The sequence below is a fragment of the Natronococcus sp. A-GB7 genome, from assembly GCF_029688865.1.
In the GTDB taxonomy this organism is placed as follows: domain Archaea; phylum Halobacteriota; class Halobacteria; order Halobacteriales; family Natrialbaceae; genus Natronococcus.
On record NZ_JARUKV010000011.1, the window covers coordinates 141,539 to 161,503 of the forward strand.

Sequence of the window (19,965 nt, forward strand, 5' to 3'; positions counted from 1 at the left end):
CGCATTACACCGTATGGCTATACTGACCGATTTGGGGTGCTGTATAGTGGCGATCAGCGATGAGTCATCTCTACGAGTGCGCGCGTGGGACTGAGAGCCTGATCCGCCGAGTTAGAGCGTATCAAACGAGTTGATCACGTCACTCGTCGAGTACGTATCGACTAGGTCCTGTTTGTCAAAGTCAGAATCGTCGCTCCAGATGGCCCCATCGCTGGCGATCGCACACGCGAGGTACAGCACGTCATCGGGGTCGGTGTCTCCGATTGCTTCGTCTGCCCTCTCGATAGCCGGATAGAAGTCGTCGGCAGGAACGACCTCAATGTACTGAAACAGGAGGTCGATAAATTGTGCCACTCGGTCCGGTTCCAGTCCGGACTTCTCCACGATCAGGTCTTCGTAGCTCTCGACTTCGTCGTGGACGAACGCGGGCGTCAAAAGATCTGGTTCGAGTGTAACGATGAGTTCTCGCGTCTTCGAATCAGCGATGAGTGCAGAGATAACGACGTTGGCGTCAATGACCAGCATCATTCGTCGAGTCTACTCCGATTCTTCTTCGACGCGCTTGCGTCCACGTTCGTTGATCTTGTCGGCGATTTCCTGAACGTCGCGCTCGGAGAGTTCGCTCTCGCTGGTGAGTTCGTCCATCATTTCGAGCGCCTCAATCTTCTCCTGAATGGCCTGTCGCGTGACCTCGCTCCAGTTGATCTCCGGGTGCTGTTCCATCCGCTCTTTGAGGGCGTCGTCCACGTTAACCGTGATACTGGGCATACAGGAGTCTATGGGCACACAGAATACTGTGTCTTTCGGTGCATCCCGTGTCAAGTGACATTCAGTTCCTCGCACTAGATAGGACGGGAGAGTTCGAGTCGATAGACCTACAAAATGCCAAATTCCACTGGCTCAGAACCCTGCACATTCTGGATGATCCCCTCACCCGGAAACAAGTTAAATGCCAAATTTAGACGTTTCAGTACTCCGAGAGTCGATTTTACGGGTACCATGGGCCCTGACGGATTCGAACCATCGACCACTCGGTTATGAGCCGAGCGCTCTAACCAGACTGAGCTAAGGGCCCTCGAGTCGAACGAACCCGGTCACAATAGTTAACGCTTGCTGTCTGTTTTGCCTGCGAAAAGCGGCGGTTCGACTACGCGGTCAGCGACTCGAGTTCCTCGGCGCTCAGCTCGGCTTCGAGCTCCGCGTCGCTATGAGACTCGAGGACGTCCGCCCGTTCCTCGGCGTCGAGTTCGTCGACGGATTCGAAGTGGTGGCACATAGCATATAACACTGAGGTCGCGACGCCAATAAAGCCTGTTTCAGGCGTTCTGATGGCTGCTAGCGACCGATAGCGAGATAATAACGCGGATCCGGGACGCGCTACTCCTCGTAATCGTCGAGCGTCTGCTCGGTCGTATTCGCACGGTGTCGCGTCGCCAGCCCCGCGAGGTGGGGCGTCTCGGGGACGATCAGTTCCTCGCAGGCCGTGCTACAGGCGCCCGTACTCCCGGGAAGACAGAAGACGGGCGTATCGACGGCGATCCCCGCGGTCGCTCGCGAAGCCATCGCCCGGGTGCCGACCTCGTCCCAGGACAGCGACCGAAAGAGTTCGCCGAATCCGGGTAGCTCGCGCTCGAACAGCGACGACGTCGCCTCGGGAGAGACGTCGTCGGCCGTGACGCCGGTACCGCCCGTCGTGCAGACGACGTCGATGTCCTGGCGGGCGACGAGGCTCCGAACCGCGGTGCGGATCGCGGAGTAGTCGTCCCGGACCAGCACGCGCTCTTGGATCTCGTGGCCCGCGTCCTCGAAACACTCCTGGATCGTGTCGCCGCCCGGGTCGTCGGGGTCGGCGTCGGCCTCGGCGGCACGGGAACTCGAGACCGTGACGATCCCGACGTACAGCGGGTCGATGATGTCGTGGCCGTGGTCGTCGGTGCTCCGCCGGTCTGCGCGATCGGTCGTCATACGGGTACCTCCATACCGGAGGGCGATAATTCCTGCCCTCGAAGCGGTGTGATCATCGGGACGGACCCTCCGGGCTGTCGACGCTCGAGATCGGCACCGTCTCGCCCATCGCCGTCGGTGCGGGGTTCTCGTAGTCGCTCCAGTCGGCCTCCATCTCCTCGTCGGTCAGCAGGCAGTCGTCGAGCCGAGACTCGAGAGCCACCCAGTCGACGTCGCGGCCGATGAGCGCCAGCCGAATCTCCCGGTCGCCGTGATCCTCGTCCCACGCGAGGTCGGGCTGGCCCTGTCGGTACGTCTCCTGGCGTTCTTCCGAGAAGCTGGCGATCCAGCGGCCCGTGACCTCGAGCGTGATCTCCGTTCCGGCGGTGCTCATCGTAATCGCCTGGTCCTCGCGGCCGGCGATCCACGTGAGCCCCTTCGCGCGAACCAGTCCGTCGGGGAGCGACCGCAGGAGGTCGACGAACCGCTCGGGGTGGAACGGCCGACGGCGGTGGTAGCCCTCGACTTCGATCCCGTACCGTTCTGGCGGGTGGGCGTGGTCGTGAGCAGGGCCGTTTTCGTCGCCGTGGTCGTGTTCGTCCTCGCCGCCGTGATCGTGAGCGTGTTTCGCATCGTGATCATCGTGCTCGTACTCACCTTCCTCGGCGTCGGACTCGATCTGGCGCTTCCAGCCCGCCGAGTCCCGGACCGTCTCGAGCTCGAAGCGCTCGCTTCCGAGCAACACGTCGGGCTCGAGGTCGCCGTACTCGGTCGTCACGACCTCGGCCCGCGGCTGGAGCGTCTCGAGCAGGGCGACGACGCGTTCGCGTTCCTCGTCGTCGACGAGGTCGCACTTGTTGACGACGAGCAGATCGCAGAACTCCACCTGCTCGAGGACCAGATCCGAGAGGGGGCGCGTTCCCTCCTCGTCGGCTCCCTGCTGGACCGGTACGTCGTCGCCGTCGGCGAACCGGTCGTGGAACCGCCTGGCGTCGACGACGGTGACGACGGCCTCGAGGTCGTAGGGACCGCCCGCTGGACCGCGGACGAACTGTCGGGCGATCGGTTCGGGCTCACCGACGCCGGAGGCTTCGACCACGAGGTGGTCGAACTCGTGTTCCTTCCAGAGCTGGATCACAGCCCGCGAGAGTTCGCCGCCGAGGCTACAGCAGATACAACCGTTCTCGAGGGCGACGACCTCGTCGCCGGTCTCGAGATCGGTGCGCGCTTCCACCAGGTCGGCGTCGACGTTGACCTCGCCGACGTCGTTGACCAGGACGGCGATCTCGCTGTCCGCGGTCTCGAGCAGCCTCGAGAGCAGCGTCGTCTTCCCGGCGCCGAGCTCGCCACAGAGGATGGTAACCGGAACGGCCATTACTCGTTCGCGAGCGCGAGCTCACGTCGTTCTTCCGGTTCGAACGGATCGGCGTAGGTAGACCAGTCGTCGTCCATCTCCGAATCGGTGAGCACGCAGTCGTCGAGTCGCTCGATCAACGCTTCCTCGTCGAACTCCCGACCGATGAACACGAGGCGGGTCATGCGATCGCCCCACTCCTCGTCCCAGTCCTCCTCGAGGCCGGGCCGGGCGGCGAAGAACTGCTCGCGTTCGGCCTCGGGAAGGTTCGCGAGCCACTGTCCCGACGGGCCCGCGCGCACGGAGGTGCCAGCCTTGTCGACGCCCATCGCGACGTCCTCTCGACCGGCGCTCCAGAAGAACCCCTTCGCGCGGATCAGCTCGTCGGGTAGCTCCGAGAGCAGGTCGGCGATCCGTTCGGGGTGGAACGGGCGGTCGCGCTCGTAGACGAAGGAGGTAACGCCGTGTTCTTCCTGGGGGTCGTGGTGGTGTTCGTGCTGGAGTTCGTGTTTCCAGCCCGCGGAGTTCGACGCCTTCTCGAAGTCGAACCGCTCGGTACCGAGAATCTCGTCGGGATCGACGTTGCCGAACTCGGTGCGAACGATCTTCGCACGCGGCTGGAGCCGCTCGAGGACGGCCTCGATCTCTTCGAGGGCGTCGTCAGGGACGAGATCGCACTTGTTGAGCAGGAGGACGTCGCAGAACTCGATCTGATCGAGGAGCACGTTTTCGGGGACTCGACCCGATTCGCCGGCCGGCGTCTCGGTCGCGAGCGCCGTGCCCGAGTCGAACGACTCCCAGAAGCTGTGGGCGTTGGCCACCGTCACCATCGTATCGAGTTCGTAGGTGTCGGTCGGATCGAACGACGCGTCCTCGAACCCCATGGCGAACGTCTGGGCGACCGGGATCGGTTCCGAGATCCCCGAGGACTCGACCAGCAGGTAGTCGAACTCTCGCTCGTCGGCCAGCCGACCCACCTCGTCGAGCATGTCTCCGCGGAGCCGACAGCAGATACAGCCGTTGGACATCTCGATGACCTCCTCCTCGCCGCCGAGGTCGGACTGCTGAGTGACGTGTTCGGCGTCGACGTTGACGTCCCCCATGTCATTGACGACGACGGCGACGTCGAGGCCGTGGTCCGCGGTTAGCACGTGGTTGAGTACGGTCGTCTTGCCAGCCCCGAGGCTGCCGCTCAGTACGGTCACTGGGATGTGTTCTTTGCTCATAGACAGATTGTGAATTCGTCCTGCTGTCTTGTTAATGTTAGTTATTATATCCTGACCCAACTCTGAATAACAAAATCTATTAATTCACACTTTGGAGTTAGTATATGCCAGTCGTCAGCGTCTCGATGCCCGAGGAGCTGCTCGAGCGACTCGACGCCCACGCGTCGGCCCACGAGTACTCGGGTCGAAGCGAGGTCGTCCGGGAGAGCACGCGGTCGTTACTCGAGGCGTTCGAGGACGACCGATTCGAGGAAGGACCCCTCGCGGGAACCGTCGCCGTGCGCTACGATTTCGGGACGCCGAGTATCGAGCGCCGCGTTGCTGAACTTCGCCACGAGTTCGACGACGCGGTTGCGGCGAACGACCACAGCCACGTCGCCGACTGCTGTCTCGATCTGTTCGTACTCGAGGCCGAGGTCGACGCGATTTCCTCGTTCGTCGAGAAACTGCGGGCGATCGAGGACGTCGAACGCGTCGACTACTCGCTCGTCCCGCTGAACGGACGCGATCGGTCGACCGACGGGTGAGGTCGGACCGGGAGAATCACGGATTCGGCGAGCGCGAGCGGTCAACGTGGCTCGGTCGCCGACGAAGAGGTGTTTCGGCTCCGGTTTCTTTCCCCACTGGGGCGTGGGTTCATGTAGGAAACCGAGGAATCGAGTCTATGTCAACGTCCAACCCCCCATCCGCCGACGCCGATCCGGAGCTTCCCGGCCCCTCTTCCGCGATCGGAACCTACCACACCCAGGACGACGAGACCGTTATCTACGACGAGAACCGCTCCGAGGCCTGGATCAGTTCGACGTACGCGCTTTCGCTCGGCGAGGTCGAGTGACGATTCGGCCATCGGACGCCGGCTTCGACGGGACGGCTGGTCCCCGCACGTCCTTCGGTACCGTGGCGTATCGGACGGACTCAGAGCCGTACTTCGTTCATCGCGAACGCGACCGCCCCGCTCTCGGCGTAGTACGTACAGCTTCGGCAGTACCCCTCGAGGAGGAGCCGAGCGCTCAGCTCGTCGTCGTCCCGAACCGTGGGCCGACTCTCGAGTCGTTCCCGACAGCGAGGGCAGCGTCCGCCGAGCTTCCTCGAACCCGTCGGCGGCTCGCTCGCACCCTCGATTCGGCCCCAGGAGAGCGTCCGTCGCGTCGGTCGCGGATCTGCGGGATCGAACCGACGTACCGAGGCCTGCGTCGCTGACTCGGCGGCTCCCGGTTTCGGATCGACCGTCAGCGCTCACACTGAACCACCTCCCGAGATCGGAGTCGACGAGAACGGGAGTCGGCACTCGAGCAGTCCGGTTGGCACCGGGTTTCGGCCGTCCCCTCGTCCGCACTCGTGATCGCGTCCCCGAGTCGGCTCATTTCCATCACCTACTCGCTCCAACCGTTTTACCCCCCACCGACGCCGTTCGATCGCCCGAACCGACGGATGTCGGTTGAAGTCGATCGGAGCCGTCCAGTACGGTACCGTCTCCGCCAGCGCCTCACACGTCGAGCGTCACCCGCTTGGTCTCGGTCGTGGTCTGCTCGAAGTAGTCGGTGACCGTGATCGTGACCTCGTGCTCTCGGCCCGCACCGTCGTCGGTCCCGGTGAGCCGGTGGTCTCCAGCGTCTTCCTCTCCTCTGGCCATCGAACTCGCGTCGTCGAGTACCTCCTCGTCGTCCGCGAGGCGCAACTCGAGTTCGAGATCCCAGAGCTCGCCGCCCTCGTCCGAGACGGCCCACTCGACGTCCGCAGCGGGCGTCCCGAGGAAGTCCGTCGCCTCGATCTCGAAGGAGTCGATCGAGGGCGCCGGGGACCGCTCGTCGAGCGTGACCTGCTCGCTCGCGTCGACCGCGTTGTCCTCGCCATCGGTCGCCCTGATCGTGATCTCGTACTCCTCGCCGGCACCCTCGATCCGATCGGTGTTTCTGAGCGTGTGCGTTCCGCTCTCCTCGCCGCCCTCGAGCTCCGAGGTCGCGCTGTGGAGCACCTCCCCGTCGTCGACGTATCGGAGCTCGGAGGTGATCTCCGCCAGGTCGCCGTCTCGGTCGGTAACCGTCCACCGGACCGACGCGCCGACCGAGTTCTGCGAGCTGTTGTCCGACACCTCGAACGCCTCGAGTTCGGGGACGCCGGGCTCGGGATCGGTCTCGACGGAGACGGTGTCGCCCGTCGCGGTCTCGTCGTCGCCCGCCACGACGGCGCGAACCTCGTAGGCGGTCTCGGGCTCGAGCCCCGACAACTCCTCCTCGAACTCGCCGATGCCGGCCCGTTCGGTCCCCTCGGTGTCCGTCCAGGAGTCGTCGTCGCCGTCGGCCACCCGCCACTGGAACCCCGCCTCGACGGCGTCGGCGTCGGCGACCCCCTCGAGGGAGCCGACGCAGTGCAGCGAGCCGTGATCGACGGGGCTTGCGTCGTCGGTTTCGACCGCCAGCGAGTCTGCACCGGTGGTAAACGCCGTGGTCTCTCCGGTTTCGGTCTCGGAACCCGACTCGACGACGGCCCGGAACTCGTACTCGGTCTCGGGCTCGAGTTCTTCGACAGTCGTGTCGAACGTCTCGTCCTCGGCGACGGCCTGCGAATCGGTCTCGGACCAGTCGTCTCCGTCCGCCGGTCGCCACTCGAAGAACCCCTCGGCGCTCCCGTCGTCCTCGAGCGACCGGACCACACCGGTGAGCGTCGCCCTCGACGCCCGTACCGCCGTCGCTCCCTCCGTGGCGACGGCCTCGATCGCCTCGGCCGCGCTCTCGGCGTCGACCAGTCCGTACCCCTGTTCGGTCTCGTCGAGGCCTAGGTCCTCGGCGGTCTCCCGGAGGATGCCGCGGACCCCGCCCGGGTCGTCCGGATCCGCCGTATCCTCGACGTGGGGGACGCCGGCCTCGAGCAGTCTCGCCGCGAGCCCCGCGACGTGGGGCACGGCCATCGACGTCCCGTCCATCGTCTCGTAGTCGTCGCCCGGAGCCGTCGATACGACATCGACGCCGGGGGCGACCAGCTCGAGACCCTCTCCACGGGCGGAAAAGTCAGCGATCTCGTCGCGCGAGTCGGTCGCTCCGACGGCGATGCAGGCGTCGTACGCGGCGGGGTAGTCGACGGTGCCCTCGTCGGGCCCGGCGTTGCCGGCGGCCGCGAAGACGAGGGTCCCGTTCTCGTAGGCGTACTCGATCGCGTCCTCGAGGATCGGTCCCGGTTCGGGGCCGCCCAGACTCAGCGTGAGGACCTCGAGTCCCTCGTCGGCACACCACTCGATGGCCGCAGCGATCTCGGAGTCGCGCCCCCCGCCGTCGCCGTCGAGCACCTTGACGGCGCACAGTTCGGCGTCGGGCGTGACCCCGACGACGCCGACGTCGTTGTCCGCGGCCGCCGCCGTCCCGGCGATGTGGGTGCCGTGGGTGCCGTCGTCCTCCCAGTCGTCGTCGCAGCCGTCCTCGCAGTCGACGAACGAGGCGCCGTCGTCGACCTCGAGGCTCTCGTGATCCGGGTCGATCCCGGTGTCCAGGACGGCAATGGTCGCCTCGCGACTCGAGTCGGTCTTCGCCGGCAGCGAGTCGACGCCGAGCCGTTCGATCCCCCAGGGGACGACCTGGTCGTCCCCTGGGTTAGGCTCGAGCGTGGCGCTCGCTCGGTCGGTCGAGACGGCGGCGGGACCGATCGCGCGACGGCGGTAGTCGGGAACGACGTACCGCACGTCGCTTCGCGTCTCGTACTCGGCAGCCACGTCGTCGGTACACGTACAGACCGTCGCGCCGCCGACCGAACCGAACGAGAGCGTTCGGTGGACCGCGACGGCGTCGCTCGAGATCGATCTGGTCGAGGCGTCCGGCGACGTCCCGACGACGTACCGGTGGCAGTCGTCGTCGGAGTCGTCTCCCGCGGCCGCTCCGATACCGGAGCCGGCGACCGGGGTGCTTGCCATCGTTCTGAGAACGTCTCGACGCGAGAAGTTGGTGGGGATCATCGTTCAGTGTGGAGTGGGGTGGAAACGGAGCGGGTCCCGAGACGCCCCGGAACCGCGGCGATACAGACGGCCGCGGTCAGGGCTACGTCGCTCGAAGCCGTCGGCGTCGGTGCGATCGCGGCGAGAGGGGCGCGAGCGCCGGAGGCCGCCGTCGCTCGGCGGTCGCGAAGCCGACGCATCGCTTGGTTCGATAGTCTCATGGACGCTGGTCTCCGCCGATCGCTCCCGGTGAACGGACAGTCGGTCGATCCGACGGGTCCGCTCGTACGGGGGGATCGTCGTCGTTTCTTCGCCATCCGACCCGATTCGTCGCTACTCGGTGCATTTGGAGCGACCCACAAAGCGGTGGTAGCTGTTTGGATAGCCCCGGCTCGAGGGTGGGGCTATCACTATCGGCCCCGCGCTCGAGCAACCGGAGGTTGTCGGACGGAAACACGGAGATTATCGAACGGAAACGGTTCGTTTTCGCTCGAGTGGCGCCGTGAGGTGGAGGTTGTCGGTCGCACTCGAGCAAAGCGAGTACGGGGTCGTCGGAGGGTTCGCTGACCGTGGACGAGTAAGTGAAGCGTCGTCCGTTTCGTCAGAGTCGGATTCCGCCGGACGTTGACTCCGAGCAGATCACGTGTCGCGGAGGGACTGGCGCGCGACCGACCGAGCAGTGGATAGTTCGATCTCGTCGAATACGTCGTCAGCCTCGAGCGTCTCGATAACCGCGTCGACCGGTTCGGTGAACGCGAACACGAGATGGACGCCGCTCTTGAAACCGTCGCTCGTTCGCTCGCTCTCGAGAACGCCGTACGTTCCCGCTTTGTTGATGTGGCTGTTGACCGTCTCCTGCGTGTAGACGTCGCGGTCGGTACGCTGGCAGATCTCTCGGTACAGCGTATAGACCGCCGGGCTCGGCGCCGTCCCGTCGCCTACGTCTGCGACGACGGCCGCGGCGTACAGCGAGAGCTTCTTCTGGAGGGACATCCCGCCGACGATCTCCAGCACGCGGTTTTTGACGACCGAGTCGTTGGCCGCGTGTACGTGTTGCTCCGTGACGACCGTCTCTCCGCTCCTGTTCGCGATCTCTCCCGCGTCACGGAGCAGGTCGATCGCTCGTCGTGCATCGCCCTCGTTTTTCGCTCCGTACGCAGCGACGAGTTCGATGACGCCCTCCTCGAGGGCGTCGTCCTTGAACGCATCACGTCGACGGTTGAGAATCTCGATGAGTTCGTTTGCATCGTAGTCGGAGAAGTGGATACCGGTCGGGTTGTACGAGCTGTCGGTCCGACTATCCAGGTTCTCACGGAATTTTGGGTGGTTCGTAATAACGACGGTCGAGACGAGCGTATCGACGTGTTGTTCGGCCATAACCCGGCTCAGACTGTACAACAACCGGGAGTACGCAGGTTCGTCGTCACCGGCGTGACCGGTGAGGGTATCGATCTCGTCGAGTACGAACACGAGCGCGTCGAAGTGTCGATCGACGATCTCGTACAGTCGAACGTACTTCGCGTCGGTAGAGACGCCTTTTCGAGGAATGTCCCACGCGATTCCGGCTTTTTTCGCGGTTTGGTGGCCGAGCTTCCAGACGGCGCGGTCCAGCGAGTGTGACTCCATCGTTTTGAAGTTGACTGCGACGAAGTCGAACTCGATACTGTTCTGCACGGCGCGGTCTTTGACCTTCTCGGCGACCGCTTTCACAGTGAGGCTCTTTCCGGTGCCGCTCGGACCGTAAAGCAAGAGATCTGGGGGTCGTTCGCCGTCGAGCGTATCACGAAACGCGCGGGCCTCAGCCGCCAGTTGTTCGTCTCGACCGTAGATTCGATTGTGATCGACGATCGTATTCGAGTCGACGAGTTGTTTGTTCTCGAAAACCGTCTTCTGCTCCCCGTCGAGGATGTCGTCGACAATAGAGGGCTCGGAAGCGGGATCTGATCCATCATCGTTCCCGTCGCACGTATCTGATGGATTGTGATTCACGGTTCGTGATGCACGCTGGTTCGTAATACCTATTTCGAAATGAAGGGGCCGTAGTCGAATTGAAACGGGCGTCTCCGAAATGAGGACACCGATTTCGAAATGACCTGTCCCCGGACCGGTATCGAAGTGAGAGGGTCAGTGTCGAGATGAAGGCACCATGATCGAAATGAAAAGTCGGAATCGAACCGTCGTCGAAATGAAGGGGCCGTAGTCGAAGTGAAATGCGTGGGTCGACCCACACACACCGTTGTCGAAATGAAATGGAGAAACGGTGGGGGAGTAGCCGTTCCGTCGCCGTTCGAGGGGACAGTATCTGGCCGAAACCAGTCGAAGGTGACACCAGAATCGAAATGATTTCCGGGGAGAGACACACAGCGGCGAGGTATTCGGCCCCAGCGTCGGTGAACCGCTGCATCTGTGTTCAGCCGGAATATTTCATTTCGACAACGGTGTGTGAGGGAACCCCCCCTCTACACCTTCCAAAGTGGATTTCATTTCGACAATGGTGTGTGGGAAGGGCCCTGCTCTAGATGGTAGCTAGTGCTTTCGTTAGTATATCTTATACATACATCCATCCTATCTATCTAGACCATTTGTCATTGGGGTTACTAATGGTTGTCAGTGAAGTTACTAATGGAGTTCACGAGGAACACGAGGTAGACTGAAGATCACACTGGTTTCCCTGCCTGCGTTGGCTGTTTTACAGAGAACCAGCGCGAAAGCCCACGACCGAAGTCGTGGGAGTGAGTCACTCGCGGGCAGCCGACGACGAGTCGTCGCTCCGGACCGGCTTCTCGACCTCGAGGATCTCGAGTTCGAAGTCGGGGAACGGCTCCTCGGTTCGCAGCGACCAGCTCCCGCGGACGTCAACGCCGTTCCGACACGCTCCGGAGACGAGCCGCTGGGCGGATGCGGCGAACGCCGATCGCGAGCGCACCGCCGACTCGCTTCGGGAGGGGGTCGAGAGCGCGTCGCCGGAACAGAGGACGACGACGCCGGACGCGGGCTCCGAGAGCGGAACGGCACCCTCGAGACGGAGCGCGCTCCCGTCGAGATCGGGTAGCTGGCCGGCGAGGTCGGCGAGAACCGGAAGCCGGTCCGAGCCCCCCGGCGCGTCGGCTCGTCGCTCGGTGAACTCCCGAATCGCTTCGGCGATCGCGATCGGGAGTTCGTCCGCTCCGGCGGCCGGGTTCGCGTCGGTGTGGCGGTCTGTCGTCATCGTCGGGCTCTAGCCAGTAGTAGCGCCGAGGGCGGGAAAGCGGGGTAACTGAATGAGTAGCCCCCCGCGTGCGGCGCCATCGACCAGTAGTACGGTACGTACGTCGGTAGACCCGCGGCCAGCGACGACGGTCAACGCGGCCGCCGAGTGGCCGTCAGCGTCGATCTACACGGGTTCGGTGGGATCGGCGATCGGTCCCGTCCGTCGAATCGGCGACGACCGGGCTAGCCACGTCGGTCTCGCGGTTCAACGATCGACGGCTGTCCGTTCTCGAGGCTGGCGGTAAAACGTCCTGCTAGTACAGACTCCGTTCCGATAGGGTTCGGACGGTTCTGAGCCGAGCCGGCGTCCGCGGATCTCGATCGGTTGCAGGGAGCCTCCCCGCTCTCGGGGCCCCGACGGACGCCTCGAGAGCCCTCGATTGAGGACGGCGCTACACGACTGAGATGAACAATGGTACCGCACACGAGTCCGCAGTCGAGTCGTCCCGTTCGGTTGCTTTACGTCGACCCGGATCGCGAGGCGGCTGCGACGATGGCGAGCGCGCTCGAGACGAGCGGGACGATAGACGTGACGACGGCGACGCAGGCCAGTGATGCCCTCGGACGACTCGACGAGGGCGAGTTCGACTGTCTCGTAAGCGACGCCGAGCTTCCCGGGCGAGACGGCGTCGAACTGCTCGAGACCGTCCGTGAGCGCCGTCCCGACCTGCCGGTCGTGTTGCTCGTCCGGACGACGCACGAGGCGACCGTCGATCGGGCCCGGGCGGCGGGTGCGACCGACGTCCTGCGAAAGGAGGGTGCGACGCAAGGACGGTGGCTCGCGTCGCGCGTCGAGTCGCTGGTCGACGAACAGGATCTCGGGATCGCACCGAGTGACGACGGCGACGAGAGATCCCTCCCGGCGGCGGGTGGGAGCTGCCTGTTCGACGACCGACTGCGCGTGATCGAGGTCAGCGAGCTGTTCGCGGACCTGTACGGCCACGAACCCGACGCGCTGCTCGGCGAAACCTGGTCCGGTCTGTTCCCGGCCGACCGGGGTCCGCGGACGATCGAGACCGTCCGCGAGGCCATCGATAGGCGGGGGTCGACGATCGACGACGCGCTCGGCGTACGGACGGACGGCCGCGTGATACCCGTGCAGCGATCGGTGACGGCGACCGACTCGGAAACCTACCTGTGTAGCGTGCTGGATCTCAGCGGAACCGACAGAGGGAGCGTTCCGATCGAACGGGACGCACGTCGACAGCGCGCGCTCGCGGAACTCTCGGGGGAACTCCGCGAGGAGTCCGATTCGAACGCGTTCCTTGAGCGCGTCCCGACCGCGGCCGCGGAGGCGCTCGGCGCCGACTACTGTGGACTGTTCGAATCCCGTCCCGACACCGTTGTCCTCCGGGCCGGCGTGGGCTGGCGGGACGGTGTCGACCGACTCGTCGATCGGTCGACGACCGCACCACACCCGGATCGAACGTTTCGAACCGGCAGTGCTGTCACCGTTCTCGATCGGAGTGCCGACGACCGTTCCGCTCGGTCCCCGCTGTTGCGCGAACACGGGATCGAGGACGGTCTCGAGGCTCCCGTCGGAACGACCGACGACGGCCGACCGTGGGGGTTCCTCGGGGTCTACACGGCGGTTCGTCGGGACTTCTCGGCCGCTGAGATGGCGTTCGTCCGAGGAGTAACGTCGCTGCTCGGCGCCCGCCTCGAGCGCGACCGGGCGGACGCGGCGTGGACGACCGTCGTCGCGCTCCCGACCGAGGTTCGTCGCGGTGAGTCGCCCCGCGACGTCACTCGCCGAACCGTCGACGCGCTCGTCGGGATTCCCGGCGTCTCGACCGCGACGGGCTACCTGTACGACAAGCGCGAGGACGCACTCGAGCGCGCCGCTCGAGCCGGAACGTTCGACGAGGCCGACGGGTGGCCGGCGTCGACGCTCGAGGGAGGGCCGGCGTGGCGAGCGTTCGTCGACCGCGAGCGGACGCTCGTTCGCGAGGTCGGGCCGGAGCCCACCGGAGCGGTCTCGGAGCCGGGACTCGCTCACGGAGTCGTCCTCCCGCTCGGGGAACACGGGGTCCTCGTCGCGGCGGTCGACGGCACCGCCGAGGTCCTCAAGCCGCTTGTAACCGCCACTTCGATCGCACGAGCCGCGTTGGAGCGACACGAGGACGAGCGGGTGCTGGCGGCTCGCGAGGAGACGATCGGCACACAGGCAAAACGCCTCGAGCGGTTCGGAGCTGGTGTCGCTCTCGAGCGCCGGATCGACGGGACGATCGCCACCGCCGCCTCGCGCGCGGAGCTCGAAGCGGCGGCGTGCGATCGACTGATCGACCACGAGCGGATCGCGTTCGCCTGGATCGGCGCGTACGATGTCGTCGGCGAGACGATCGAACCCCGGGCGTGGGCCGGCGCCGAGCGAAGCTACCTCAACAGCGTCTCGATCGACACGACCGCTCCGGCGGACGAACAGGAGCCGACCGGTGTTGCGGTCCGAACGGGGAGACCGCAGCACCGCGAGCGGCTCCTGGCCGGCGACCGCCCGGAACGGTGGCGACGCGAGGCAGCCAGACGGGGCTATCGGTCGGCTCTGAGCGTGCCGATCGGGTACGCGGAGCTCCGGTACGGCGGACTGACGGTCTACGCCGACCGCCACGACGCGTTCGGTGCCGAGGAACGGCGCGTGCTCGAGGCGATCGGCGAGCGCCTCGGCCACGCGATTCACGCCCTCGAGGTCGCCCGCTCGCTGCTGGAGACGACCGACGTCGTCGAGCTGGAGTTCCAACTCCGGGACGCCGATCTCGCCTTCGTTCGGTGGGCCGCCGAGGCGGACGCCCGGCTCGAACTCGAGAGCGTCATCGCTCGGAGCGACGGCTCGATCCGTGGACTGTTCACCGCCGAGGGAACGTCGGTCGAGCACGTTCTCGAACTCGCGGGTCGGGCACCGGAGGTAACCGAGACTTCGTTCGTTACCGAGCGCGACGACACGCGACTGTTCGCGTGTCTGTTCACCCGGGACAGTATCGTCTCGCGACTGCTCGAGTACGGCGCCGCCGTCCGGTCGATGGAGAGCGGTCCGGACGGTTCGACGGTCGTCGCCGAACTGCCGGGCGATGCCGACGTCCGACGGGTCGTCGACGCGATTTCGGCATCGTTTCCCGGCGCGAAGCTCGTCCGTCGCCGTCACGGCGACCGCTGCTCCCGAACGCGGTTCGAGTTCCTGGCGGAAGTCGAGCGCCGGCTCACGGACAGACAGTACGAGGTGTTGCGAACCGCGTACGCGAGCGGCTACTACGAGACACCCCGCGAGAGCAGCGGCGCGGAGGTCGCCGCGCTGCTGGACATCGCCCAGCCGACGTTCAACCACCACCTCCACGCCGCACAGCGGAAGCTCCTGACGGTGCTGTTCGCCGACGACTAACCGACCCTCCGAGTGATCACGGATGCCGACGGCGGGTGGGAAAACGGCGACCGACAACGGTACCGAAGGGCGTCGGTTGGGGAACGTCCGACTACATAGGCCGCCCGTTCTTTGCCATTCGGGGCGTTCGGATACTCGGTGATCGGACGAGCGGGCACTCCCGACCGCCCCGTTCCGAGCCACCGACCGAGGCGGCTCGACGGTCAGTCGACCCACCGATCGAACGCGAAAGGAGAGACCGATGACATCACACATCAAACTGTACGGATCGAAGAGCGACCGATTCGAGGAGATCAAACACCGAATGGAGGAACAGCTCGGCTACGAGCCGTCGAACCCGGAGGTCGTCGGGCTGATGATGGCGACCTACGAGTCCGACGGCGCGGACGGACTGCAGATGAACAGACACAGTCCCCGGATGTAGCGAGCCGAGAGTTTTTCGGTCGCGGTTCGATCGAGGAGTTCCGGCTAGCGGAGCCGCCAGAACGCCTTCTCACCCTCCCACTCCGGGGGATCGAGCAGCCAGTAGAGCTCCTCTCGGTCGCGCTCGAGGTGGTAGGCCATCGCCCCCTCGTACTGCTCGTCGTCGGCGAGGGAGACCGTCTCGTCGAAGCGCTCGAGCGACGACAGCGCGTCGGGGTCGGCCGGGTAGCTCCAGCCGGTTTCGTCCTTGAGTCGCGTCCGGTCGCCGAGCTCGAACTCCCGATCCCCGCCGGTATCGTTGGTCACGGTGACGCCGACGACGACGTACTCGTGGTCCGCCTCGGGCTCGAAGAACGGGCCGAGGTCGTTTCCGGACCCCAGCCGATCGACGCTGATCTCGAGCCCGTCGCGTTCGATCCCGGCCCCGAACTCGGCGATCGCAACTCGGAGCTCCTGCTCGAGGGTCGCGACCTCGTCGGCCTCGGCCTCAAGGTCGACGACGACGCCGTCGGCACCGAACGGCTCGACCGCCTCGGTGTCGACCGCCAGCGACGAGACGGCCCGGTCGCGCGGGAGTTCGTAGGCGAACTCGCCGCGTTCGACCTCGCCGGGAGCGAGCGAGCCGTCCGCGAGCGCGGTCTCGCTCACCGACCGAGCCTGCGAGTACGTCCGCTCTTGGGCGTCCTCGAGCACCGGTTCGAACGCGTCGCCCGTGGAGACGAACTCGTCGCCCGCGTTCTTGAGGGCGAACTCGACGACGAGGAACTCCTCGCCCGCGCTCGCCCGCCGTCGATCGTCGTCTCCCAGAAGGGGTCGGTCGCCCTCGTCGTCTACCACGAGTCCCTCGAAGGAGCGCCGCCGACTGACGTCGCTGACGACGAACTGCAGATCCTCGCCCTCGACGAGTTCGCCGACCGAAGCCGTCCGCCCGCCCGTTTCGTCGTCACCGTCCCCGTCGTCATCGTCGCCGTCACTCGTGTCGTCCGACTCCGAGCCGCCGCGTTCGCTCGTCGGTGCCGTCGAGTCGGTCACCCGACTCGAGCCGTCGCTTCCGTCGGCACCCGAGTTCGTCTCCGTGCGGGTCCCCGTACAGCCCGCGAACGCGAGGAGGCTTCCTCCGGCGAGGCCGACGAACGTCCGTCGTTTCATTGGCCGTACGGACGGCTGCGAGAAGCCTATAGGGTCGGTGAAAGATGGGGTCGAATCGGGGTTCGCCGACCCGAGACGTCGGCGGCGAACCTGCTCGCCGATCCGGGCGCCCGCTGATAGGGTGGTCGGTCCGAAGAAAGAAGCAAACGGGTGGTCGGTTCGCGTCCGTTTCGGGACGGTGTCAGTTCGCCGCTGCAGCCGCAAGCGCTGCGGTGGCCATCGCGGGCATCATCGAGGAGTCGAGACTCGAGCCAAAGGAGTCACAGTCCTCTTCGGAGCCCGAGGAGGAGCTCGATTCCTCGCTCGTCGACTGGGAGCTCTCCCGGTCGCTGTCGACGTCGCTGCTGCTTCTGGTCGTCTCGCTCTCGTCGCGGTCGGCGTCGCTCTCGCTCTCGTCGAGTTCGCTCTCGGAGTCGCTCGAGTCGTCGCTCTCGCTTTCGGTCCGGTCGCTGGCGCTCGATTCGCTCTCGCTGTCGGAGCTGCTCTCGCTGTCGGAGCTGGAGTGTTCGATCTCGTCGACGCCGGTGTCGCTCTCGCTGTCGGTGTCGAGTTCGGACTCGGTGCTCTCGCTGCGGTCGCTCTCACTCGTGTCGTTGTCGACGGTGTGGGTGCTGCCGTCGCGCTCGGTGGTGAGGCTGGAGCTGCTGCGCTCGCTCTCGTCAGATTCGCTCGAGTCGCGGTCGGCGTCGCTGTCCGACGTCTCGAGTTCGCTCTCGGCGTTGTCGTTGTCCGTCTCGCTCACGCTGCGGTCGCTCTCGTCGCTGCTGGTCGCGGCGCTGTCGCGTTCGGACTCGCTGTCACTGGCGTCACGCTCGCTCTCGTCCGATTCGCTCTCGGAGCCCTGATCGCTGGACTCACTGACGTCGCGCTCGCTCTCGTCGCTCGCGGCGCTGTCGCTCTCGCTGGCGCTCTCGCGGTCGTCGAGCTCGCTCTCCTCGCGCTCGCTCTCGTCGCTCGCGACGTCGCTCGACTCGCTGTCGCTCGAGGTGCTGTCACTGGTGCTCTCCGCGCGGTCGCTCGAGCTGGACTCGCTTTCCTCGCTCTCGCTCTCGCTGTCGATGACGTCGAAGCTGTCGCGGTCGGAGTCGTTGCGCTCGACGAGGTCGCGCTCGTCGTGCTCGGAGTCGCTCTCGCTTTCCTCGCGGTCACTCTCGTCGCTCTCGGTCAGCTCGGAGTCGCTCTCGTCACTCTCGGAGTCGATTTCCGTGGACTCGCTGTCGCTGGCGTCGCGCTCGCTCTCCTCGCGGTCGAGGGAGCTCGAGGCGGCGTCGCGCTCGGAGTCGCTCTCGTCGCTGGCGTCGCGCTCGCTCTCCTCGCGGTCGAGGCTGTCGTTGTCGACGTCGCGGTCGGAGCTGTCGCGCTCGCTCTCGCTCGACGCGCTGTCACTCTCGCTCTCGCTTTCGTCGCTGTCGCTCGCCGTGACCTCGGTCTCGTCGAGGCTGCTGTCGTTGTTGGAGCTTTCGCGTTCGCTGTGCGTGCTGTCGCTCTCGCTCTCGCTGTCGGAGGCGTCGCTCGCGTCGCGCTCGCTGTCGCGGTCGTCCTGGACGTTCTCGACGTCGGCGTCGTCGGTCTCGCTCTCGCTCGACTCGCGGTCGCTCTCGTCGATCTCGCTGACGTCGCGTTCGCTCGAGCTGTCGAGCTGTTCGTCGCGGTCGTTCAGCTCGGACTCCGTCTCCTCGCTGTCGCTGTCGCTGTCGCTCGCGCTCGCGCTATCGCTCTCGTCGCTCTCGCTGACCTCGCGGTCGCTCGAGCTGTCGCTCGCGCTGTCACGCTCGGAGACGTCCCGCGTACTATCGCTCTCGCTGCTATCGCTACTGGAGCGATCGGACTCGCTCTCACTGTCACTCTCGCTCTCGTCTACCTCGTCGACGGAGCTACTGTCCTCGTCGTCGTGTTCGCTCGAATCACATCGGTCGGTGTCCTGCGCATTGAGTGCGGCCGGGCTGGCGTCGCCGCCGAGGACGCCTCCCGCTCCGACTGCACCGGCTAATACGAGAAGACCGACGAGTGTGATAACTATGATTTTTCGACTCATCTGTGCGGTCTCTGTACCTAGCTGTCCATCCCGACTGATCGGCCGCTAGGCTACTCGAACATCCGCGCAACGGCTACAAAAACCGGCGACGAAGGGCGACGAAGGATCGGGCCGATCGACGCCGTATGGGTTCGCTCCGACACCGACGGGACCTCCGGGCCGGTCGTCGGAACGGCCGTAACGAGTCGAGGCCGTCCCCGGCGACTCCGACGGCGATCCATCCCGTTTCGCCGACGATCGACCCGATTCCGCGCCGTTAGCGGTGGGCGCCCACCCACGGCTCAAGACCGCGCTCCGCCTTCGATTCGCTCGATGAACCGACGCGAGTTTCTCGGGACGACGGTAGCGCTCGGAATAGCGGGGCTCTCGGGCGGCGCGCTCTCGACGGCGGCGAACCGGGACGACGCCGAGGCGGTTCTCGAGGTCGTCTCCCACGAGCTCGTCGCCGCGGACGACGCGACCTACCTCGCGGCGACCGTCGAGAACGTCGGCGACGTCGCCGCGGGCTGGATCACCCTCGAGGTCGACTGGATCGACGCCCGCGACGAGCGCCTCGAGACCGACCTCGCCCACCTCGGCACCCTCGGACCGGGACAGAGCTGGCGGGCGCGCGCGTACTACAGCGGGGAAGAACCGGAACTGATCGCGGACTACGTTCTCGAGGGTCGGGCCGATCTCGAGCCCCTGCCCGTCCCCTCCGGGCTCGAGGTGCTCGAGAGCGACGTCGACCTCGAGGGCGAGGAGGTCGTCGTGACGGGCCGCTTCGGGAACGGAACGGGCGAGGCACAGCCGAACGTCGACGTGATCGCGCTGCTGTCCGACGACGACGGGGTCGTCCTGGGCGACGTCTGGACGAACGAGACTGACGTCCCGGACGGGGAGTCGCGCTCGTTCGAGGGTCGCTGGAACGGACGCGACCGGGCGGACGACGTGGTCGATCACGACGTGATCGTGACGAGTTCGGCGTTCTGAGACGGCAACGAAGGTTGTGGAAATCGGTCCGAACTCTCTGTCATTGCGAACCAGTGCTGCACAGAGAGACGACGCGTGACACAGAGGTCAAGCAGGTAACGTAGCAGCGATCGATTCCTCCGATAGCTGTCAAGAGACGCCTGCTGAATATAGAGAGGACATGCAGCAAGCCAACATCGTTTCTTCCAAGAGAGGAGCTCCGAATCAACTGATCAGCCGAACTGCGAACTGAGCCGATATGACTAGTTGGTCCAGGAAACGATTCGTAGATGGGGATTACGGGCTAGTAACAGTATCTGGTTCGGCACCTCCTCCGCT

Annotated in this window: 16 protein-coding genes and 1 tRNA gene; 5 read left to right on the forward strand and 12 right to left on the reverse strand. The window is 65.5% G+C overall.

The window, feature by feature from the left end; translation table 11 throughout:
* Positions 1-111: 111 nt before the first annotated feature.
* The 7 genes from QA609_RS12130 to QA609_RS12160 form a co-directional block, all read right to left on the reverse strand.
* Complete coding sequence (locus QA609_RS12130; RefSeq protein ID WP_278302870.1) at positions 112-528, reverse strand: PIN domain-containing protein; 417 nt, start codon at positions 526-528, stop codon at positions 112-114.
* Between the two features lie 9 nt (positions 529-537).
* Positions 538-768 carry a hypothetical protein gene (locus QA609_RS12135; RefSeq protein ID WP_278302871.1) on the reverse strand — a complete coding sequence of 77 codons (231 nt, stop codon included), beginning with the start codon at positions 766-768 and terminating at the stop codon, positions 538-540.
* A 232-nt stretch (positions 769-1,000) separates the two neighbouring features.
* Positions 1,001-1,075, reverse strand: a tRNA-Ile gene (locus QA609_RS12140).
* Between the two features lie 72 nt (positions 1,076-1,147).
* Positions 1,148-1,276: a hypothetical protein gene (locus QA609_RS12145; RefSeq protein WP_278302872.1), complete on the reverse strand. Its 129-nt coding sequence runs from the start codon at positions 1,274-1,276 to the stop codon at positions 1,148-1,150.
* 101 nt (positions 1,277-1,377) lie between these two features.
* Entirely contained in the window at positions 1,378-1,965 is a 588-nt protein-coding gene (locus tag QA609_RS12150; RefSeq protein ID WP_278302874.1) for a molybdenum cofactor biosynthesis protein B, read from the reverse strand.
* Positions 1,966-2,017: 52 nt separating this feature from the next.
* Positions 2,018-3,319: a GTP-binding protein gene (locus QA609_RS12155; RefSeq protein ID WP_278302875.1), complete on the reverse strand. Its 1,302-nt coding sequence runs from the start codon at positions 3,317-3,319 to the stop codon at positions 2,018-2,020.
* Positions 3,319-4,524 (reverse strand): GTP-binding protein, encoded by a 1,206-nt coding sequence (locus QA609_RS12160; RefSeq protein WP_278302876.1) that lies wholly within the window; start codon positions 4,522-4,524, stop codon positions 3,319-3,321. The genes QA609_RS12155 and QA609_RS12160 overlap by 1 nt, the downstream gene beginning before the upstream one ends.
* A 104-nt stretch (positions 4,525-4,628) precedes the next feature.
* On the opposite strand from QA609_RS12160, the gene QA609_RS12165 reads away from it, so the two are divergent.
* Together QA609_RS12165 and QA609_RS12170 are read left to right on the forward strand one after the other, a co-directional pair.
* On the forward strand, positions 4,629-5,051 hold the full coding sequence (locus QA609_RS12165; RefSeq protein ID WP_278302877.1) for a CopG family ribbon-helix-helix protein: 423 nt from the start codon (positions 4,629-4,631) through the stop codon (positions 5,049-5,051).
* Between the two features lie 137 nt (positions 5,052-5,188).
* Positions 5,189-5,359: a hypothetical protein gene (locus tag QA609_RS12170; RefSeq protein WP_278302878.1), complete on the forward strand. Its 171-nt coding sequence runs from the start codon at positions 5,189-5,191 to the stop codon at positions 5,357-5,359.
* 651 nt (positions 5,360-6,010) lie between these two features.
* Here the strand turns inward: QA609_RS12170 and QA609_RS12175 are convergent.
* From QA609_RS12175 to QA609_RS12185, 3 genes are all read right to left on the reverse strand, one after another.
* Entirely contained in the window at positions 6,011-8,425 is a 2,415-nt protein-coding gene (locus QA609_RS12175; RefSeq protein ID WP_278302879.1) for a S8 family peptidase, read from the reverse strand.
* Between the two features lie 660 nt (positions 8,426-9,085).
* Positions 9,086-10,435, reverse strand: a complete 1,350-nt coding sequence (locus QA609_RS12180; protein ID WP_278302880.1) for an AAA family ATPase — start codon at positions 10,433-10,435, stop codon at positions 9,086-9,088.
* A 748-nt stretch (positions 10,436-11,183) separates the two neighbouring features.
* On the reverse strand, positions 11,184-11,654 hold the full coding sequence (locus QA609_RS12185; protein ID WP_278302881.1) for a hypothetical protein: 471 nt from the start codon (positions 11,652-11,654) through the stop codon (positions 11,184-11,186).
* A 453-nt stretch (positions 11,655-12,107) separates the two neighbouring features.
* Here QA609_RS12185 and QA609_RS12190 point away from each other — a divergent pair, with 453 nt between their 5' ends.
* Both QA609_RS12190 and QA609_RS12195 read left to right on the forward strand, forming a co-directional pair.
* Positions 12,108-15,068, forward strand: coding sequence for a bacterio-opsin activator domain-containing protein (locus tag QA609_RS12190; RefSeq protein WP_278302882.1), 2,961 nt, complete (start codon positions 12,108-12,110; stop codon positions 15,066-15,068).
* Positions 15,069-15,309: 241 nt separating this feature from the next.
* Positions 15,310-15,492 (forward strand): hypothetical protein, encoded by a 183-nt coding sequence (locus tag QA609_RS12195; RefSeq protein WP_278302883.1) that lies wholly within the window; start codon positions 15,310-15,312, stop codon positions 15,490-15,492.
* A gap of 44 nt (positions 15,493-15,536) precedes the next feature.
* Here the strand turns inward: QA609_RS12195 and QA609_RS12200 are convergent, their stop codons facing one another.
* Positions 15,537-16,640 (reverse strand): DUF4352 domain-containing protein, encoded by a 1,104-nt coding sequence (locus tag QA609_RS12200; protein ID WP_278302884.1) that lies wholly within the window; start codon positions 16,638-16,640, stop codon positions 15,537-15,539.
* A 181-nt stretch (positions 16,641-16,821) separates the two neighbouring features.
* Entirely contained in the window at positions 16,822-18,675 is a 1,854-nt protein-coding gene (locus tag QA609_RS12205) for a hypothetical protein (RefSeq protein ID WP_278302885.1), read from the reverse strand.
* Positions 18,676-18,987: 312 nt separating this feature from the next.
* On the opposite strand from QA609_RS12205, the gene QA609_RS12210 reads away from it, so the two are divergent.
* Positions 18,988-19,647 (forward strand): FxLYD domain-containing protein, encoded by a 660-nt coding sequence (locus QA609_RS12210; protein ID WP_278302886.1) that lies wholly within the window; start codon positions 18,988-18,990, stop codon positions 19,645-19,647.
* Positions 19,648-19,965: the final 318 nt, after the last annotated feature.

Excerpts from the sequence above, each read along its gene's own strand:
- QA609_RS12130 (WP_278302870.1), bottom strand. The coding sequence starts at position 528 with ATGATGCTGGTCATTGACGCCAACGTCGTTATCTCTGCACTCATCGCT.
- QA609_RS12135 (WP_278302871.1), bottom strand. The coding sequence starts at position 768 with ATGCCCAGTATCACGGTTAACGTGGACGACGCCCTCAAAGAGCGGATG.
- QA609_RS12145 (WP_278302872.1), bottom strand. The coding sequence starts at position 1,276 with ATGTGCCACCACTTCGAATCCGTCGACGAACTCGACGCCGAGGAACGG.
- QA609_RS12150 (WP_278302874.1), bottom strand. The coding sequence starts at position 1,965 with ATGACGACCGATCGCGCAGACCGGCGGAGCACCGACGACCACGGCCAC.
- QA609_RS12155 (WP_278302875.1), bottom strand. The coding sequence starts at position 3,319 with ATGGCCGTTCCGGTTACCATCCTCTGTGGCGAGCTCGGCGCCGGGAAG.
- QA609_RS12160 (WP_278302876.1), bottom strand. The coding sequence starts at position 4,524 with ATGAGCAAAGAACACATCCCAGTGACCGTACTGAGCGGCAGCCTCGGG.
- QA609_RS12165 (WP_278302877.1), top strand. The coding sequence starts at position 4,629 with ATGCCAGTCGTCAGCGTCTCGATGCCCGAGGAGCTGCTCGAGCGACTC.
- QA609_RS12170 (WP_278302878.1), top strand. The coding sequence starts at position 5,189 with ATGTCAACGTCCAACCCCCCATCCGCCGACGCCGATCCGGAGCTTCCC.
- QA609_RS12175 (WP_278302879.1), bottom strand. The coding sequence starts at position 8,425 with ATGGCAAGCACCCCGGTCGCCGGCTCCGGTATCGGAGCGGCCGCGGGA.
- QA609_RS12185 (WP_278302881.1), bottom strand. The coding sequence starts at position 11,654 with ATGACGACAGACCGCCACACCGACGCGAACCCGGCCGCCGGAGCGGAC.
- QA609_RS12190 (WP_278302882.1), top strand. The coding sequence starts at position 12,108 with ATGGTACCGCACACGAGTCCGCAGTCGAGTCGTCCCGTTCGGTTGCTT.
- QA609_RS12195 (WP_278302883.1), top strand. The coding sequence starts at position 15,310 with ATGACATCACACATCAAACTGTACGGATCGAAGAGCGACCGATTCGAG.
- QA609_RS12200 (WP_278302884.1), bottom strand. The coding sequence starts at position 16,640 with ATGAAACGACGGACGTTCGTCGGCCTCGCCGGAGGAAGCCTCCTCGCG.
- QA609_RS12205 (WP_278302885.1), bottom strand. The coding sequence starts at position 18,675 with ATGAGTCGAAAAATCATAGTTATCACACTCGTCGGTCTTCTCGTATTA.
- QA609_RS12210 (WP_278302886.1), top strand. The coding sequence starts at position 18,988 with ATGAACCGACGCGAGTTTCTCGGGACGACGGTAGCGCTCGGAATAGCG.